Raw genomic sequence first — 17,181 nt, 5'->3', positions numbered from 1 at the left:
GGCGCCATTCATGGCGACCTTAAAGCGCGTTTGGAATCTAACGGATCTGTAATCCCTCCAACGCTGCCAGCAGCGCATCCACTTTCGGTAGCAGCTGCTTGCGGCGCGGCCAGATCAGCGTTAAGGCCAAACCGTCCGGCTGTTGCTCGGGCAGAATAATCTCCAGCTCGCCGCGCGCCAGCGGTTCACGTACCAGCCACGATGGCATCTGCGCCACGCCCAATCCGGCACACAGCGCCTGCATTTGCGAATCCACATCACCCAGCGCCATGCGGTGCGGCAGGTTGCGCCAGTGCGGATAGCCATCTTCCGTAGTAAACAGCCACGGCTTGGTGCTGCCATCCACGCGTTCATACATGATCGCCTGATGCTGCAACAATTCGGCTTCGCTACTGGGTCGACCCACGCGCGCCAGATAATCGGGTGACGCGCAAAACACCATGCGTTCGCGGCCCATCTGGCGACAGCCCAGCGAGGCGGGCAGATCCGGCGAGCCACCAATGCGCACCGCAACATCAATCCCTTCATCAAACAGATCGATAAAGCGATCCGAAAACGTCAGATTGAGCTCCACATCCGGATGCTGGCGACAAAACGGAATCAGCAGCGGCATCACGCCAAGACGACCATAAGTATTCGGCACCGCTAAGCGTAAACGTCCGGAAGGAATGGTGCGCTGCGCCGCCAGCACCGCTTCGGCTTCTGCCAGCTCCTCCATAATGCGTAAGCAGGTTTGGTAATAGGCGTTACCGGCATCGGTGAGTTTCAGGCTGCGGGTGGTGCGCTCCAGCAGCCGCGAGCCGAGACGGGTTTCCAGCCGCGTGACGCTTTTGCTTACTGCCGAACCGGTGAGATGCAAGCGCTCAGCGGCGGCGGCAAAGCTGCCGCTCTCGACGCTGGCAACAAAGGGAACGATATCTTTCAGGCGCTGATTGTGCATGGATTCGTGAACTCAGGTTGTGAATGCCGTGAATTAATGCCAGAGATGGGAATTAAATTCTCTATTAAACTCATCATTACTGAAACTGAGGAGAATTGAAATGCAAAAGCAGGCATTGATTGTTGGCATCAGCGGCGTGATTGGACGTGCGCTGGCAGAAAAATTGCAGCGCGAAGGTTGGCAGGTGAGCGGTTTATCACGCGGACGTGGCGCAGTGCCGGAAGGTTGCCGCAGCTTGACCGCCGATCTGACAGATGCCGACGCGGTGCGTGCTGCGCTGGCGCAAGAGAAGCCGGATGCGTTGTTCTTTAGCGTCTGGTCGCGCCAGGAAAATGAGAAAGAGAATATCCGCGTGAATGGCGCGATGGTGCGTAACGTGATTGAAGCGCTGGGCGAGCGTTTGAACGGATCGCACGTGGCGCTGGTGACCGGCCTGAAGCATTATCTCGGCCCGTTCGAAGCCTATGGCAAAGGCGCAGTGCCGGTGACGCCATTCCGCGAAGAGCAGGGACGTCAGCCGGTCGATAACTTCTATTACGCGCAGGAAGACGAAGTGTTTGCCGGTGCGGAGAAATATGGCTATCGCTGGAGCGTGCACCGCCCGCACTCCATCGTCGGTTTTGCGCTGGGTAACGCGATGAATATGGGCCAGACGCTGGCGGTGTACGCCACGCTGTGCCGCGAGCAAGGTTTGCCGTTTATTTTCCCAGGTTCGCCCGAGCAGTGGAATGGTGTTTCCGATGTCACCGATGCCGGTTTACTGGCGGAACAGCTGCTGTGGGCCGCAACGGCGGCAGAAGCGGCCAATCAGGACTTCAATGCGGTGAACGGCGATGTGTTCCGCTGGAACTGGCTGTGGCCACGTCTGGCGGCCTATTTTGGCGTAGAAGCGGCAGCGTATCCGGCGCAGATGATGCCGCTGGAAGGTCGCATGCAGGATGCTGCTGAAGCGTGGCGCGAAGTGGCGGCGCGTTATCAGTTGCGTGAGGCCGATATCACTAAACTGGCATCCTGGTGGCACACCGACGCAGATTTGGGCCGTCCGATGGAAGCCTTCACCGACATGAGCAAGAGCTGCAAAGCGGGCTTCACCGGTTATCGTTCAACGCTGGATTCATTCACTCAGCTGTTTGATCGTTTGAAAGCGGAGAAGGTGATCCCGCAGTAAGGTTATGCTGAAAGAAAAGGGCGGATTGCCGGGCCTAATGCACGTCAGTTAAGCGTAAAACGGTCGCCATGAATGGCGACCCTACGAAGGTTTGGCGCGTTTTCGTAGGGTGCGCATTCATGCGCACCTATATACATAACATCCGGTATTGATCGCAAAGCCTGCGCTAAAAGCGTTGAGGTAAAAATATAAATAATGTAAGTCACATCCTGCCTGTGATTAGTTTATATTCCTATAAGTAATTAATGATTTTTTATTCATTAACATGCTCATTCAACTGATTTTATTCCTATCATCACTATCCTCACCTTTGCAGTTTAAGTTGTACAATATAAATTATCTTGTACACGTTAAATCTATAGCCTGCTATTTATTTTGAGCGCTGAATAATTTATTTTTCTAATTAAATGTTCAGGAAAAATAATGCGGTCTATATTAATCCTACGCATCTTTTAAATTCGAGGCTGGTATGTTTCTTAACTACTTTGCACTTGGGGTTTTGGTGTTTGTTTTTCTTGTCATCTTTTACGGGATAATTGTGCTCCACGATATCCCTTATCTCATTGCAAAATCACGTAATCATCCACACGCAGATGCAATACACGTCGCGGGTTGGGTTAGCCTGTTTACACTCCACGTCTTATGGCCATTCTTATGGATTTGGGCCACGCTTTACCGGCCAGATCGAGGCTGGGGAATGGAAGGTAGGAACGCGTCACTGGAACAACGTATAACGGCGTTGGAACAAAAAGTGACGGCAGACCGGGATTCTCCTAAGGGGTGACATATGGACTTACTGATTATATTGACCTATGTCGCCCTGGCATGGGCCGTTTTCAAAATATTCAGAATACCGGTAAATAAATGGACAGTCCCAACAGCAGCATTAGGTGGTATTGTGCTGGTCAGCGGTCTGATATTGTTAATGAATTATAATCATCCCTATACTTCGCTGGCACAAAAAGCCGTTATCGCCATCCCTGTGACACCGCAAGTGACCGGTATTGTCACCGAAGTCACTGACAAACAAAATATGCGGATTAAGAAAGGGGATATGCTTTTCCGCCTTGATCAAACCTTGTTTAAGGCGCGCGTCGACAGGTTGAATGCTGACCTCGTCACTGCCATCCATAATATTCAGGTATTACGTGGACAATTAGAGGAATCCCTGGCGAATACCTCAAATGTGAGTGCGGAAAGAGACCGGCTATACAAAAACTATCAGCGTTATCTTTCCGGCAGTAAAGCCCGCGTAAATCCATTTTCTGAACAGGATATTGATGATGCAAGGCAAAACTATCTCGCGCAGGATGCTTTGGTAAAAGGCTCGGTTGCTGAGCAAAGGCAGATAAAAAGCCAGTTGGATAGCATGGTCGGCGGCGAGCAATCACAGATTGTCAGCCTCAGAGCCCAATTAGCAGAGGCGCAATATAACCTTGATCAAACGATTATTCGTGCGCCGAGTGATGGATACGTAACGCAGGTGTTAATTCGTCCCGGTTCTTTCGCATCTTCATTGCCACTGCGCCCAGTGATGATTTTTATACCCGAACAGAAGCGTCAGGTTATTGCCCAGTTTCGACAAAATTCGTTGTTGCGTCTAACGCCCGGTGATGAAGCGGAAGTGGTATTTAATGCGCTGCCGGGGCAAGTATTCAGCGCAAAACTGCTGAGAATTATTCCGGTGGTTTCGGGCGGTACTTATCAGGCTCAGGGAACCTTGCAATCTTTGACGATTGATCCCGGTTCGGATGGCGTGCTGGCAGTGGTTGAATTGGATCCTGATGCGGCAGTCGATGCATTGCCGGATGGTATTTTTGCGCAGGTTGCTGTTTATTCCGATCACTTTTCGCATGTTTCAGTAATGCGTAAGGTTTTGTTACGCATGACCAGCTGGGTTCATTATCTCTATCTTGACCATTAATAAAACAGATATTATTTAATGCTTGTTAGTCAAGCTTGCATCGGTCGCCATGAATGGCGACCCTACGTGATTTGGCGGAGGACGTAGGTAAGGTTATTGGATTTAAAAAGGACTGCCTCAGCATAAGTCATATTCATGCTGAGGCAGTATTAAAATTACTTTTTCTTGTAGACGATTGCAGTACCATAAATTTTGTTATTGGTATTCGCGGACGTCACGATATAAATATCGCCGCCTTTCTCATCTGCCATTTTAGACAGCTCTTCTTTTGCACTTGCAGCATCCATTTCTCCTGAGGTGGAAATGTTGCCAACCTCGACATACTGATCTTTTACTTTTTCAAACTCGACCTTGGTCATCAGTTGCGCGGCAAATGAGCTGAATGATAAAGCGCTTACGACTAAGCCTAACATTAACTTTTTCATACTGATCCTTGGGTTAGAGAAAAAAGATGAGTTGCTATTATTGTATAGTTTAGAAGCGAAACATTTACAACCTGAAGCAACTCATTACGTTTTTTATTGGCCCCATAATTCGTATCCATTTCAACGTCACCCTGCATATTCATTAGAATTTTCGAAACGTCTCTGCGGTCACAATTTAGCCGTATTCATCAGCTGAATTTTTGTTAGCCATCACAAAATACCAGAAACATTCTTGTATGGCAGTTAATCAAAGGTCAATCCTTAAGACATAACTCCTGACAAGGTGCTGCTGATGATTAACCGTTCGGAAGAGAAACCTATCAAATTAAGAAACATGCTGGCCTATGGCGGCGGCGATGTTTTTGGTGGCGGAAGTTTTACGATTCTTGGCCTGTGGCTGATGTATTTCTACACCACCTATGGCGGGTTAAGCCCGGCAGAAGCAGGTGCAGTTATTGCTTTTGCGCGCTTGCTAGATGCATTTTTTGATCCGCTGATGGGCTACGTAACCGACAACTTCTGGCGCAACCGGCTTGGGCAGCGTTTCGGTCGTCGCGGCTTTTTCTTCCTGATTGGCGCACCTTTGGTGTTTTTCAGTTACATCATCATGTGGGTCAGCGACATGGGATTCGCCTATTATCTCGCTACTTACATCCTTTTCTATGCCTGCTACACGCTGGTCATCGTGCCTTACGAAACCCTTGCGGCGGAAATGGCTCACGATTTCCACGTGCGCTCACGTCTGACTGGCGTGCGCATGTTTTTCTCAATGGGAGCCGGCATTCTTGCCGCCTGGCTGCCGGGCGCAATTATTGCTGTGCTGGGTGATAACGCCTCCTCCTCGTTCCTGTATATGGCAGTTATCTTTGCCACGCTGTTCGCCATCGTAATTTTTGGGCTCTACTTCTTCACTTGGGAACGCGCCATCGAGATCACCGAGAAGCCCGCGCCGGTTGAGTTCAAACGTGACATGAAAGCGCTGTTCCGATCGCTGCTCTCAACTTTCCAGGTGCGCACCTTCCGTCAACACGTTGGCATGTATCTCGGGGCTTATGTGGCGCTTGATGTGCTTGGCGCAGTGTTGGCGTATTACATCATTTTTGTGCTGGGTCACAGCGCCATTGATGCCGCCAACAGCATGACCTTTATGTCGGTGGTGCAATTCTTCTGCATCGCTGCCTGGATCCCTTTCTGTATTCACATTGGTAATGGCGCGGCCTACAAGCTTGCGCAGTATTTGATGCTCATCAGCGTGGCGCTGTTCATCAGCTTCTATGCGTTTGGCATTAGCGCGGAGATGTGGATGGTTTGGGGCGCAGCGATTGTTATGGGAATGGGGCGATCAGGTACCCAGTACGTGTGCTGGAATATCTACAGCTTTATTCCGGACGTCGATGAAATGCTAACCGGCCAGCGTCGTGAAGGCATCTTTGCTGGCGTGATGACCTTCGTGCGCAAAGCTGTGCAGGCAGTAGCGCTATTTATTGTCGGGCTGGTACTGCAATCCTATGGTTTTGCGGGTAAAGGCGCAGTAAGTCAGCCTCCCGAAGCCATTCACGGCATCGCGCTGGTATTCGGCATTGGTGCGCTAATTTTCCTGACTGTAGGGCTTTTTAGCGCCCGTGGTTTTAGTTTGAACCGCCACAATCACGCGTTGTTGATTGCTGAGATTCAGCGCCGCCATGCGGGCGGAAATCCCGCCGAAGCCTCCGCCGAAACGCGCGCGGTCGCAGAAAGACTAACCGGCTGGCCGTGGGCCAGTTTATGGGGAAAAAACGACATTATGAAGCGCATCGATCCACGCGCAGAAAATCTTACTGCTAAAGGAAACCAGCAACATGACACGCATCACCTTTGAAACTATGCAGTCTACGATTGAGCAGGCGTTATTAAACGCTGGACTAGGGGCGAAACAAGCGGCGTTATGCGCGCGAATTCATACCGAAACCAGCTGCGACGGCATTCCGTCGCATGGCCTGAATCGGGTCGCACGCTTCGTTGATTATTTGAAGAAAGGTTGGGTTGATGCGAACGCCGTGCCGGAACGCGTCAAGAGTTTGGCCGTGATGGAAGTGTGGGACGGGCAGCGCGGGCCGGGCATTACCAATGCCATTCTGGCCGTTGACCGCGCGACTGAGTTAGCGCGTGAACATGGCATGGGGCTGGTAGCGATGCGTAACACGACGCATTGGATGCGGGGTGGCACCTATGGATGGCGTGCGGCTGAACAGGGAATGGCCGCAATTTGCTGGACCAACACCGAATCTTGCATGCCTGCGTGGGGCGGTAAAAATACCCGACTCGGCAATAATCCGTTTGTGATGGCTGTACCCGGGAAGCAAGGGCCGCTGGTGCTGGATATGGCGATGTCGCAGTATTCATATGGCAAGCTGCAGGTAACGCGTTTGAACGGGGAGCAGCTGCCGTATCCCGGCGGATTTGATCAGCAGGGTAACTTGACCAGCGATCCTGCGCCTATCGAGCAATCAATGCGTATTCTGCCAACGGGCTACTGGAAAGGATCCGGTTTGGCAATTTTGCTGGATGCGCTGGCCGCTCTACTTTCAGGCGGAAGTTGTACCGCCGAAATTGACACTATCCAGCAAGGCAGTTGCACCGGAGCCAGCCAGATCTTTATGGTCTTCGACCCGGCGCAACTCAGCGGCAGAGATTTCAGCGATCAATTGGCTGAGACTATTCAGCAGTATGTGAATGGATCTGAGGTTGCGGAGGGGTTCAATCACGTCACTTGGCCCGGTCAGCGCCAACGTGCGACACGTGAGCGTAATAGGGTTGAAGGGATTCCGGTTGATGATGGGGTTTGGCAGGACGTCCAGCAACTGGCGGCGCTCAGTTAAGCATTAATTCGCATATTTATGTAGGTGCGCATGAATGCGCACCCTACGGAAAACGCGCCAATCCATTGTAGGGTCGCCATTCATGGCGACCGATTCACGCTTAACTAACAAGCACCGGGATTTTACGTTCCCCGTTTTAATCCGTATTTAACGCAACGTCACCCAACGTTTCCCCACCAGCACGGTTATCGCCACTATCGTGACTATCGCCGCCAGATGCATGACAAAATCCAGCGGATGCAGATGCACCGGATGGCAAAACGCCAGCAGAGTCACTGCCATACAGGAAACACCCAGGCCCGCCATCGCTAAGCTGCGCACCGGATGCAATGCACGGGTGCGGCGCAGGCTGGCGATCATCAGCACCATCATCGGTGTGCTCACCACCAGCAGAAAGGTAAAGCAGCGCGCGCTGTCGTTGTCATGTTCGATCGGCACCTCACCGGGAATCTGGCTGATGCTCATGCCAAGCCACAACAAGCCAATCGGCAGCAGCGCTTTCCAGCTGATACTGCGGCGTCCGGCGATGCTCATATTGAAGGCGCTACGGATCGCCAGCGTGCCGAGAATAAACGCCAGCACCAGCTGCAGGATCGCTTGCAACGCGCCGGGCTGCGCCCAGTCGGTGAAACTGCGCTGCACCAAGAAGCTGGCGGCGATGCCACAAGGTAACGCCAGCAGCAGCCAGGTGAAGACACGCCTGCCGGTGGATCGCAGCGGTTTGACGGGCCGCATCTCGCGCCCGAGTTTTTCAATTAACAGGTCATGATCGGTCATGATTGGCTCCAAAACGGCGCAGATTGGTCAGCGCGCGGTGCAACAGCGATTTCACCGCTGCAACACTCAGATTGTTATGCGCGGCTGCTTCCGTCAGGCTCATTTCGCGCAGATGAACATGTTCGACAATGTCGCGCTGACGCGAGGGCAGCTGGCGCAGGTAGCCGGCCAGCTCTTCCTGCGAGTCCTGCTGCGGGGCGTCGGGCGGGCTAGCCACTTCCGGCATCGCGTCGTCGTTAATTTCCCACTGCTGATGGCGGCCACGTCGCCGCAGCGCATCAATGGCGCGCGCCGAGATAATCGCCATCAGCCAGGGTAAAAAAGGGTAGGCAGGATCATAGGTGTGACGCACCCGATGCACCGTCAGTAGCACATCCTGAATCACATCTTCTACCAGTGCGTTATCGGCGATCTGTTTGCGTGTTTGCGCACGAATCACCGGCACCAGCGCTTTCAGCAGTCGGGTGTAGGCGAGCTGATCGCCCGCCTGCGCCTGTTCCATTAGCGCGGGCCAACTTTTGCGCGCGCTATCGCTTGTTTGCATAATCCGCCTTGTTGTTCTTACACCTTCTTGCTCGCCTGGTTCAGCGCGTTCACCACAATACTCGGTGTCAGCACCTGCGGCAGCACTTTCGGCGGTCCGCCATCGGCAGGGTAAACCAGATACATCGGTAATCCGCCCTGACCGAACTCACTCATGGTGTCATCCACGTCCGGATTAAATTTAGTGGAATCTGCCACCATGTACAGCGTGCCTGTTTTGGCGATGGCATCTTTCACGGCCTGAGTTGAGAGCGAGGTTTTTTCATTCACCTGACAGGTGATGCACCAGGACGCAGTGAAATCGACAAAGATCGCTTTACCGTGCCCGCGCTGCGCTTCAACCGCCTGCGGCGTCCATTTGGCTTTGGTCACTTCTGCCGTCAGCTGATCGCCTGCCAGACCTGCGCCGGGCTTGATAAGGCCAGGAAGCGGGGCGATTACGGCGATGATCAGTACCGCAGTGACGGCATACAGCACCTTGTGACTTTTTCCGGCAAAGTGGCGATGTTGCGCCATGCCATATAGCCAGCCGGCGAAGGCCACTACCACCGAGGCTGCCAGTAAGGTTGCCAGCGCCGCGCTTCCCGCTTGCTGCGCCAGCACCCACACCAGCCAGGCGTAAGCACCAAACATCGGGAACGCCAGACCGCGTTTTAACACATCCATCCATGCGCCGGGACGCGGCAGGAATTTAGCCAGCGCCGGGAATAGCGATACCAGCGTGAACGGCGCGGCGAATCCGATGGCCAGCGCAAAGAAGATCACTAAGGCGACGGCAGGTGGCTGCACCAATGCATAACCGATGGCGCTCGCCATAAAAGGTGCGGCACACGGCGTGGCGACGATAATCGCCAGCGCACCGGTCAACGCTGAGCGTGTAAACGCACCGCGACCAACGTCAACCGATCCAACGCGTTGTACCGATAAGCCAACTTCAAATACACCGAGCAGATTAAGCGCGGCGGCGAGGATCACCAGCGACAGCAAGGCGATCACCAGCGGCGATTGCAGCTGGAAACCCCAGCCAACCGCCGCGCCACCGGCGCGTGCCGCCAGCAGGATGCCCGCCAGCGCCATCATGGTCACCACAACGCCAAGTAAAAAGCCCATTCCTTCACGACGCGCGCTGGCGGCGTTATCGGTATGGCGCAACAGGCCGAGCGCTTTCAGCGAGATCACCGGAAACACGCAGGGCATTAAGTTCAGAATGATGCCGCCGATGAAGGCGGCCAGCATGGCGGTTAACATCGCTGGCCTCTTTGCTTAGTTAGTTTGCGGGTGAGAAGCGTCGTATTGCTTAACGGCGGCCATCGCTTTTTCAATGTGCGTGTCCGGGTTTCTGTCAGTGTAACTCAGCAGAATGTTGCCATCGGGCGCGATCACATACGAAGTACGGTCGGACAAAGTTTTGCCTTTCATTTGCATGGTGGTTTGATACTGCGCCGCCACTTTCGCGCCTGGATCGGCGGCGACGGTGAATTTATCGCGGCACTCCAGTTTGGAGAAATCACTGACCTGATCGGTATTACCGGCGGTTACACCCACCACAGTTGCGCCCATTTTGGCGAAGCTATCGGTGGCTTCAGCGAAATCGTGTGCTTCAATGGTGCAGCCTGCGCTAAACGCTGCCGGGAAGAAATAGAGCACCACCGGGCCTTTCTTTAAGGCATTTTGCAGTGAAAAGGTCAACGGCTTACCAGCTAACGCGCCCTGTAGTTCGAAGTTCGGTGCTTTCGCGCCCACCGGCAATGCGGCACCGGCGTTGAAGGCGGACAGACCCAATGCGGCGGTCATGGTCAGGGTACAAACGAGGGATTTGATGCGTTTCATTTTCTGCTCCTGCGATGAATGGGAGTTCCGATTTGGATGTCTCAGTAATTCAGTTCGCTGGAGCAGGGAGGAAAGTTTCGGTGGGGTGAAAAATTATTTTTGCAGGCGAGCCAGGGAGGATTGCTGAGGCCGAATTTTTTCGCCAATTACTTTATATCCATTGGTTTTTTTGGCGAATCAGCCTGTCGTGATTTGTAAGTTGGCGTGGACCGTAAATCATTGCTTATTCTCATTTGGAGTCGAAGTGAAAGTCGGGATTATCCTTTGCAGAGGATAAATTTGCTTAATTCCAGTTCGCCATTCATGGCGTAATGCCGCTCAGTTAAGCATTAATTTGCCTATGTATGCAGGTGCGCATGAATGCGCACCCTACGAAAAACGCACCAACCCTTTGTAGGGTCGCCATTTATGGTGACCGAAAGACGCTCAACTGACGAGCATACCGCCATGAATGGCGACCCTACGGAGTGGGCTGAATGCCCTTGCAAAACAAACTCAACGTATGCTGCACAATAATTTCGCGGTGGTAAGCGGGATCGTTGGCAAAGCGGGTGAAGGGTACCAGCACCAAACTCAGAATTGAGGTCATCAGCAGTTGCGGCTCCAGGTCGGGGTTGAGTAATCCTTGCTGCTGCCAGCCTTCAATCAGTTTTTTCACCTGATCGCGTTCGCCGTGACCAAAGCGTTTTTTGATGTGCTGTCCTAATCCGCCTTCGCCTTGCATCACTTCCTGCATCCAAAGCGGCGCGAACCAGTTGTGCGTGGTGACGATATCTGCCACTTCGCGGATAAAAGCGCTGAACGTGGTGACAGGGTCACGTGGATCATCCATAAAGTGCGCCACTAACCGCTGGCGTAATGGCAAAAACCGCTCCTCAACCACGATATCCAGCAGCGATTCGCGCGACTGAAAATAGTAATTGAGCATCGCCGGACTAACGCCCGCTTTGCGCGCAATCGCGTTGAGCGAGGTTTCGCCGATGCCGTTTTCGGCATACAGCGCTAAGGTGATGTCGAGCAGCAGTTCGCGCTGTTGCACGTTGATCGCGCCACCGCGTGGACGGCCAGGACGGCGGGGTTTGGCGGCGTTGGCCATTTCGTCAGCAGGGACTTTTCGTGCGGTCATCTTTACTCGCTCACTTGATTCGTGTCAGACTGCGATCAATATTAATTGTGTATTTAATTAATTTCAATTGGTGTCTGTTATGAAACCCCAAACACTCGCGCCGCAGTCAGGCAGCGGGCAGGAGAATCCTCCTTCCGTACGCCTGCTGATGAGCGCTTTATTACTGGTGATGCTGCTGGCGGCGCTGGATCAGACCATCGTCTCTACCGCGTTGCCAACCATCGTCGGCGAACTGGGCGGACTTGATCGCCTGTCGTGGATTGTCACCGCCTATATGCTGGCTTCCACTATTGTCGTGCCGCTGTACGGCAAGTTTGGCGATCTTTTTGGTCGTAAAACGGTGCTGCAAATCTCGGTGATTCTATTCCTGATCGGTTCGGCGCTGTGCGGCCTGGCGCAGAATATGGAGCAGCTGATTTTCACCCGCGCGCTGCAAGGTTTAGGCGGCGGCGGTTTGATGGTGGTGAGCATGGCGGCGGTCGCCGATGTGATTCCGCCGCAAGATCGCGGTAAATATCAGGGCTTGTTTGGCGGCGTATTTGGTTTAGCCACCGTGATTGGTCCGCTGCTGGGCGGTTTTATCGTGCAGCATGCATCGTGGCGCTGGATTTTCTACATCAATCTGCCGCTCGGTTTGTTTGCGCTGGTAATCATCAATGCGGTGTTCAAGACCGACAACAAGCGTAAGCCGCATGAAATCGACTATCCGGGCGCGGTGTTTCTCAGTCTGGCGCTGGTGGGCATTACGCTGTTCACCAGCGAAGGCGGCACGTTACGTGAATGGTCCGATCCGCTGCTGTGGTGCATTCTGGCATTTGGTGTGATTGGCGTGATCGGCTTTATTTATGAGGAGCGCCGCGCCTGGGAACCGATTATTCCGCTGTCGCTGTTCCGCAATCGCAGCTTCTCGCTCGCCAGTTTGATGGCGTTTATTGTCGGCATGTCGCTGTTTGGCAGCGTGACGTTTTTACCGCTCTATCTGCAAGTGGTAAAAGGCTCCACGCCCACCGAAGCCGGTTTGCAACTGCTGCCGCTGATGGGCGGATTGCTGATCACCTCCATCGTCAGCGGACGTATTATTAGCCGCACCGGTAAATATCGGCTGTTCCCGATTTTTGGTACCTTGCTGGCGACCATCGGTATGGCGCTGCTCACCACGCTGACTATCGATGCGCCGCTGTGGCATATCTACCTGTTTGCCTGCGTATTGGGCATGGGAATGGGCATGGTGATGCAGGTGCTGGTGTTGGCGGTGCAGAACACCGTGACGCCCGATCGTATCGGCGTCGCGACGTCGTCGGTTACGCTGTTCCGCTCGGTGGGTGGTTCGATTGGCGTGGCGCTGTTTGGCGCGGTGTTCAGTCAGGTGCTGAAATCGGGCCTGACCACGCTGGTGGAGCAGGGCAAAGAGCTGCCACGTGCGCTCGATCCGCAAGCGGTGCATCGTTTGCCGCATGATGTACAACAAGCCTATTTGCAGGTGTTTGGCGATGCGGTGCACTCAGCCTTTCAAATGGCGGCGGGCGTGATGTTGCTGGCCTTTGTGCTGTCGCTGTTCCTGCCAGAATCACCGCTGCGCAAGAAAGGCGCAGCGGCTTAACGCTGTTACACCGCCGCGCGCTGCTGCAAGGTTTTGACCGCTTGCGCAGCGTCGCGGCCCAGTTCAGTTAAATCCACTCCGGCAATTACATCATCCTGCATCAGCACTTTTCCTGCACAAATCAGCGCTTTTAAACTGGCGCGTCCGCCGCTGGCCACCGGGCCAATGGCGAGATCGTGCAGGCCAAAATAGCGTGGATCGTCAAGGCGATAGACGGCAATATCGGCGGCCATGCCGGGTGCAAGGCGGCCGGTGTTCAAGCCCAAAACCTGCGCGCCACCGGATGTGCCCCAGCGCACCACATCTTCGATGCTAGCGGCATCGCCACCGCCTTCAAAGGTGCCACCGTCATAGCGCGGCTGCGCCAGCATGCCTTTGCGTGCGCGCTGAAGCTGCCAGGCGGCGTGGGTTTCGCTTTGCATATCCGCCGCCTCATTCGAGGCCGCGCCATCAACGCCAATCGAGATCTTTACGCCCGCCTGCTCCATCGCCACCAAGTCAGCGATGCCGCTGCCGAGACGCGCGTTACTTTGCGGGCAGTGCGCGATACCGCTGCCCGCCGCGCCCAGCATGGCGATCTCTTCCGGCAGCAGTTTCACCAGATGCGCGAACCATACGTCGTCGCCAATCCAGTCGTGTTCGGCGCAAAACTGCAGCGGCGTCATACCGAATTTAGCGCGTGCGGCGTCGAGGTAATCGACGGTTTCCGACAGATGGCTGTGCAGACGAATGCCGAGCTGGCGCGCCAGGCGCGCGCTTTCGCGCAGTTCCTGCGGCGTGGTGGAGTGCAGCGTGGTGGTTGGTGCCATAACGATGCGACGCATCGCGCTATCCTGCGTTTGGTGATAGCGCGCCACCAGCCGATCGACATCGGCCATCATGCTGTCAAAGCTTTCCGGGCGCAGCGCGGTGGGCAAGTCACTCTCTAAACCGCGACTTTGCGTGGCACCGCCGCGACACAGCACGAAGCGCACGCCCAGCTTGTCAGCTTCATCGAACAGGATTTCTGCGCCATCAAATGGCATATCGGGCCAATAGAGATAGTGATGGTCGGCGATGGTGGTGCAGCCCGAACGCACCAGCTCGACCAGGCCAACGCGCGCGGCGATGCGAAATGTCTGTTCATCAAAAGCGCCGCGAAAGCGATATGGCGTCGCGGCCAGCCAGCCGCCCAGGCTGAGATTGAGCCCTTGCGGCTCGCCTTTGAGCAGCGATTGAAACAGATGATGATGCGTGTTGACCCAGCCGGGATAGACCACGCAATCGCGGGCATCGATCACGGTTTCATCAGCGGCAGCATCGAGCTCGCCCATCTCCGCAATCAGGCCATCGCGGATGCGAATATCGCGCGCACTGCTGCGCGGTTGCTGTTTGTCGCCGGTCAGAATCGCGGCGCAGTGTTTGATTAACAGTTGGCTCATGAGCAACTCACTCCGCTTTGGCCGCGACAAACTGCGTGCTAAACGCGCTCTGCCAGTCGGTGGAGGCTTTGAGCAGACCGGCGTTGACCATAAAGTCACGCGTTGCCTGCCAGCGCTTATCCGTCATCACGCCTAGACCTTGTTTCGCCGCATCACCGCCGTCAATCAGATGCAGTGCTTTCATTTGCGACACGCCGAAGGCAAGTATCGCGTCGGTCATCTGCGGGTTCTCTTTTTTGATCAGTGCATTACCGGCAGTTGGATTGGCGAGGTAGGATTGCCAGCCTTCCATCGATGCCGCAACAAAACGCTTTATGACGTCCGGCTCTTTTTGCAGTAAATCGTCGCGCGTCACCAGAATGCCGCCGTACGCCGGGTAGCCATAATCGGCAAACAGATAGAATTTACTGTCCGGCTGCACCTGTTTGATTTGCTGCACTTCAGAGGTGGCGTACGCCTGCTGCGCGGTATTTTTGTCGGCGAGGAAGGGTTGCATGTTGAAGGTGTAAGGGCGTGCCTGACCATCCTGCAGCTGATATTTGCCTTTCAGCCACGGCCACCAGCTGGCTTGTCCGCTGGCTGAAACCAGCACGGTTTTCCCTTTCAGCTGATCCAGCGACTTCACATCGCCGTGGGTGACAATGCCTTGCGGATCAAACTGAAACGGCGCGGCGATGGCTTTCAGCGGGAAGTTGCGCTCAACGCCCTGCAGCACTTGCAGATCGTAGCTGACGATGACATCAGCACGATTCGCCAGCAGCAGCGTCATGTTATTCAGCTGCGGCCCGCCGGAGCGCACCTCGACATCCAGCCCGTATTTTTTATAGATGCCGGTGGCGACCGCCTGGTAATAACCGCCTTGTTCAGCCTGCGCGACCCAGGTGGTTTGTAATACCAGTTTGTCTGCGGCGTGCGACAGGGCAGAGGTGCTCAGCAGAGCAGCGAATAAGGAGAAACGGAAACGCGACATTGTCATAAAACCCCCAATAAACGTTGAGTTTGTTGTCGTCATCAGGGGCGTTGCGGCGCATGGCGTGCTCACGATGCGTAATTCGCATCGTCCCCTGACGAGGTACAGCTAATGCTGTAGAGCAATGTCCTGCGTGAATCTGCTGTCACGCTGACCGCTTATACTCAACGGGGATTTAGCAAAGCGCATGCCATTCATTTAACACGATGAAAATATTGATTTTAATCTGAAATGTGATGAGATTTTGCGTCATCCGCTGATCGTTGATGATGCAAGGCGCCCATTTTTGCACCGCCGTTGTGCAGGCATGATGTGCAAGATGGCTTAACTTGTTGATTTTATGTAGTACCGTGAGCTGGCACAGGCTTTGCTTGACTGAAAATGAGTAGAAGCTGTCAACCGTGGTTTCACCCGGTGGGTCATTGCTCGATCGCCTGCAGCATTTAGCAGGCGCGGGGATGACTGCCACACAGCGGGTGGGTCATCCGTTATCGCTCAATAACGAGGTGCACCAATGGAAAAGACCACTTATGACATGCATGAACTGGCAAAAGAATCGCGGATGGGCGCGCGCGGCGTGGAAGCGGCGCGAGATGTGCGCATCATCGATCTCTCCGATTTCGACCAACGTAAAGCCGAAATAGCCGATCAGTTGTGGCAAGCCGCCACTGAAATTGGCTTCTTCCAGGTTTCCGGCCACGGTATTCCCCTCGACGACATCAATGCGGCATTTGCTAACGCCGAGCGCTTTTTTGCGCTGCCACAAAGTGACAAAGCGCGCCATCCACTCGGCCGCAATGCCGGCTGGGAATACCGCGCGCAGATTCGTCCCTCCACCGGTAAACCGGACCAAAAAGAGTCGTATCAGGTGACGCGTCCGCGTATGGAAGGCTTATGGCCGGATGATGCCACTTTGCCCGGATTCCAAAATGATGTACTGAAATTCGAGCGTCAGTGCTGGGAAGTGGGCATGCGCTTGCTCTCCTGTTTTGCCCTGAAGCTGGGATTCCCCGACGACTTCTTTGCCAAAGCGCATGAGCCATCACGCGAAACCTATCAAAGCACGCTGCGTATGCTGCACTACTTTGCCATCAGCGGTGAGCCAGATGGTCCTTGGCGCGCTGGAGCACATACCGATTTCGATTGCCTGACCTTGCTGTTCCAGCGTGATGGGCAGGGCGGTTTGCAGGTGTGTCCGGGCAAAGAGATGGAGGAGCAAATCTGGACGCCGATCGCGCCGCTGGAAGGCTTAATTACCTGTAATATCGGCGATATGTTGATGCGCTGGAGTGACGACAAGTTGCCGTCGAATTTCCATCGCGTCAGCAATCCGCTGCCGGGTGAATCGGTGCCGGCACGCTACAGCCTGGCGTTTTTCTGCCAGGCGAACGAAGACGTGATTATTGAAGGACCGGAGAAAAAATATCCGCCTATTTCCGCGAAGGATTATCTGGCGCAGCGTATTAGCGCTAATTTTTCCGGCAAGTATTAAACGTACAGCTGTAAGTCGAAATTGATGTCATTCTGTGCAGGAGCGCAAATATTCTCCTGCACAGAAAAAGCGCAGCGCGGGAAATAGATTTTTAACTCAAATACAAG

The 17,181-nt window shown here is 54.3% G+C and carries 16 protein-coding genes; 7 read left to right on the top strand and 9 right to left on the bottom strand.

The window, feature by feature from the left end; all coding sequences use genetic code 11:
* Window positions 1-37 precede the first annotated feature (37 nt).
* Window positions 38-940, bottom strand: a complete 903-nt coding sequence (locus BM323_RS14230; RefSeq protein ID WP_091004005.1) for a LysR family transcriptional regulator — start codon at window positions 938-940, stop codon at window positions 38-40.
* A gap of 100 nt (window positions 941-1,040) precedes the next feature.
* Between BM323_RS14230 and BM323_RS14225 the strand changes: the two genes are divergently transcribed.
* From BM323_RS14225 to BM323_RS14215, 3 genes are all read left to right on the top strand, one after another.
* Window positions 1,041-2,108 carry an SDR family oxidoreductase gene (locus BM323_RS14225; RefSeq protein ID WP_008101943.1) on the top strand — a complete coding sequence of 356 codons (1,068 nt, stop codon included), beginning with the start codon at window positions 1,041-1,043 and terminating at the stop codon, window positions 2,106-2,108.
* Window positions 2,109-2,577: 469 nt separating this feature from the next.
* Window positions 2,578-2,892 carry a DUF3302 domain-containing protein gene (locus BM323_RS14220; protein ID WP_008101941.1) on the top strand — a complete coding sequence of 105 codons (315 nt, stop codon included), beginning with the start codon at window positions 2,578-2,580 and terminating at the stop codon, window positions 2,890-2,892.
* A 3-nt stretch (window positions 2,893-2,895) separates the two neighbouring features.
* Window positions 2,896-4,032 carry an HlyD family secretion protein gene (locus tag BM323_RS14215; RefSeq protein WP_061719145.1) on the top strand — a complete coding sequence of 379 codons (1,137 nt, stop codon included), beginning with the start codon at window positions 2,896-2,898 and terminating at the stop codon, window positions 4,030-4,032.
* A gap of 155 nt (window positions 4,033-4,187) precedes the next feature.
* Here BM323_RS14215 and yahO read toward each other — a convergent pair whose 3' ends face one another.
* On the bottom strand, window positions 4,188-4,457 hold the full coding sequence (yahO, locus tag BM323_RS14210; RefSeq protein ID WP_008101937.1) for a DUF1471 family periplasmic protein YahO: 270 nt from the start codon (window positions 4,455-4,457) through the stop codon (window positions 4,188-4,190).
* A gap of 292 nt (window positions 4,458-4,749) precedes the next feature.
* Here yahO and BM323_RS14205 point away from each other — a divergent pair, with 292 nt between their 5' ends.
* Window positions 4,750-6,315, top strand: coding sequence for an MFS transporter (locus BM323_RS14205; protein WP_008101935.1), 1,566 nt, complete (start codon window positions 4,750-4,752; stop codon window positions 6,313-6,315).
* Window positions 6,296-7,315, top strand: a complete 1,020-nt coding sequence (yiaK, locus tag BM323_RS14200; protein WP_008101933.1) for a 3-dehydro-L-gulonate 2-dehydrogenase — start codon at window positions 6,296-6,298, stop codon at window positions 7,313-7,315. The genes BM323_RS14205 and yiaK overlap by 20 nt, the downstream gene beginning before the upstream one ends.
* A gap of 147 nt (window positions 7,316-7,462) precedes the next feature.
* Here yiaK and BM323_RS14195 read toward each other — a convergent pair whose 3' ends face one another.
* The 5 genes from BM323_RS14195 to BM323_RS14175 form a co-directional block, all read right to left on the bottom strand.
* Entirely contained in the window at window positions 7,463-8,092 is a 630-nt protein-coding gene (locus BM323_RS14195; RefSeq protein ID WP_008101931.1) for an NrsF family protein, read from the bottom strand.
* Window positions 8,079-8,636, bottom strand: coding sequence for a sigma-70 family RNA polymerase sigma factor (locus tag BM323_RS14190; protein WP_008101929.1), 558 nt, complete (start codon window positions 8,634-8,636; stop codon window positions 8,079-8,081). The genes BM323_RS14195 and BM323_RS14190 overlap by 14 nt, the downstream gene beginning before the upstream one ends.
* A gap of 17 nt (window positions 8,637-8,653) precedes the next feature.
* Entirely contained in the window at window positions 8,654-9,883 is a 1,230-nt protein-coding gene (locus tag BM323_RS14185; protein WP_091004002.1) for a protein-disulfide reductase DsbD family protein, read from the bottom strand.
* A 15-nt stretch (window positions 9,884-9,898) separates the two neighbouring features.
* Window positions 9,899-10,465, bottom strand: coding sequence for a peroxiredoxin (locus BM323_RS14180; protein WP_008101921.1), 567 nt, complete (start codon window positions 10,463-10,465; stop codon window positions 9,899-9,901).
* A gap of 460 nt (window positions 10,466-10,925) precedes the next feature.
* The gene (locus tag BM323_RS14175; protein WP_008101920.1) at window positions 10,926-11,591 is read right to left on the bottom strand and encodes a TetR/AcrR family transcriptional regulator; all 666 of its coding nucleotides are present in this window, start codon (window positions 11,589-11,591) and stop codon (window positions 10,926-10,928) included.
* A gap of 79 nt (window positions 11,592-11,670) precedes the next feature.
* On the opposite strand from BM323_RS14175, the gene BM323_RS14170 reads away from it, so the two are divergent.
* On the top strand, window positions 11,671-13,191 hold the full coding sequence (locus tag BM323_RS14170; RefSeq protein ID WP_008101918.1) for an MDR family MFS transporter: 1,521 nt from the start codon (window positions 11,671-11,673) through the stop codon (window positions 13,189-13,191).
* 5 nt (window positions 13,192-13,196) lie between these two features.
* Here BM323_RS14170 and BM323_RS14165 read toward each other — a convergent pair whose 3' ends face one another.
* Both BM323_RS14165 and BM323_RS14160 read right to left on the bottom strand, forming a co-directional pair.
* Window positions 13,197-14,612 (bottom strand): amidohydrolase family protein, encoded by a 1,416-nt coding sequence (locus tag BM323_RS14165; protein ID WP_008101916.1) that lies wholly within the window; start codon window positions 14,610-14,612, stop codon window positions 13,197-13,199.
* A gap of 7 nt (window positions 14,613-14,619) precedes the next feature.
* On the bottom strand, window positions 14,620-15,588 hold the full coding sequence (locus BM323_RS14160) for an ABC transporter substrate-binding protein (RefSeq protein WP_036647706.1): 969 nt from the start codon (window positions 15,586-15,588) through the stop codon (window positions 14,620-14,622).
* Window positions 15,589-16,096: 508 nt separating this feature from the next.
* Between BM323_RS14160 and BM323_RS14155 the strand changes: the two genes are divergently transcribed.
* A complete protein-coding gene (locus tag BM323_RS14155; protein WP_008101912.1) occupies window positions 16,097-17,074 on the top strand; it encodes an isopenicillin N synthase family dioxygenase in 978 nt (325 codons plus the stop codon).
* Window positions 17,075-17,181: the final 107 nt, after the last annotated feature.

Source organism: Pantoea sp. YR525 (genome assembly GCF_900116775.1).
GTDB lineage: Bacteria > Pseudomonadota > Gammaproteobacteria > Enterobacterales > Enterobacteriaceae > Pantoea > Pantoea symbiotica.
The sequence above is the reverse complement of the archived record's forward strand: the minus strand, read 5'-3'. Positions and strand labels throughout refer to the sequence as shown.

Coding starts and splice junctions, on each gene's coding strand:
- BM323_RS14220 (WP_008101941.1), top strand. CDS start 2,578: ATGTTTCTTAACTACTTTGCACTTGGGGTTTTGGTGTTTGTTTTTCTT.
- yiaK (WP_008101933.1), top strand. CDS start 6,296: ATGACACGCATCACCTTTGAAACTATGCAGTCTACGATTGAGCAGGCG.
- BM323_RS14225 (WP_008101943.1), top strand. CDS start 1,041: ATGCAAAAGCAGGCATTGATTGTTGGCATCAGCGGCGTGATTGGACGT.
- BM323_RS14195 (WP_008101931.1), bottom strand. CDS start 8,092: ATGACCGATCATGACCTGTTAATTGAAAAACTCGGGCGCGAGATGCGG.
- BM323_RS14205 (WP_008101935.1), top strand. CDS start 4,750: ATGATTAACCGTTCGGAAGAGAAACCTATCAAATTAAGAAACATGCTG.
- BM323_RS14215 (WP_061719145.1), top strand. CDS start 2,896: ATGGACTTACTGATTATATTGACCTATGTCGCCCTGGCATGGGCCGTT.
- BM323_RS14180 (WP_008101921.1), bottom strand. CDS start 10,465: ATGAAACGCATCAAATCCCTCGTTTGTACCCTGACCATGACCGCCGCA.
- BM323_RS14230 (WP_091004005.1), bottom strand. CDS start 940: ATGCACAATCAGCGCCTGAAAGATATCGTTCCCTTTGTTGCCAGCGTC.
- BM323_RS14175 (WP_008101920.1), bottom strand. CDS start 11,591: ATGACCGCACGAAAAGTCCCTGCTGACGAAATGGCCAACGCCGCCAAA.
- BM323_RS14190 (WP_008101929.1), bottom strand. CDS start 8,636: ATGCAAACAAGCGATAGCGCGCGCAAAAGTTGGCCCGCGCTAATGGAA.
- BM323_RS14160 (WP_036647706.1), bottom strand. CDS start 15,588: ATGACAATGTCGCGTTTCCGTTTCTCCTTATTCGCTGCTCTGCTGAGC.
- BM323_RS14185 (WP_091004002.1), bottom strand. CDS start 9,883: ATGTTAACCGCCATGCTGGCCGCCTTCATCGGCGGCATCATTCTGAAC.
- BM323_RS14165 (WP_008101916.1), bottom strand. CDS start 14,612: ATGAGCCAACTGTTAATCAAACACTGCGCCGCGATTCTGACCGGCGAC.
- BM323_RS14170 (WP_008101918.1), top strand. CDS start 11,671: ATGAAACCCCAAACACTCGCGCCGCAGTCAGGCAGCGGGCAGGAGAAT.
- yahO (WP_008101937.1), bottom strand. CDS start 4,457: ATGAAAAAGTTAATGTTAGGCTTAGTCGTAAGCGCTTTATCATTCAGC.
- BM323_RS14155 (WP_008101912.1), top strand. CDS start 16,097: ATGGAAAAGACCACTTATGACATGCATGAACTGGCAAAAGAATCGCGG.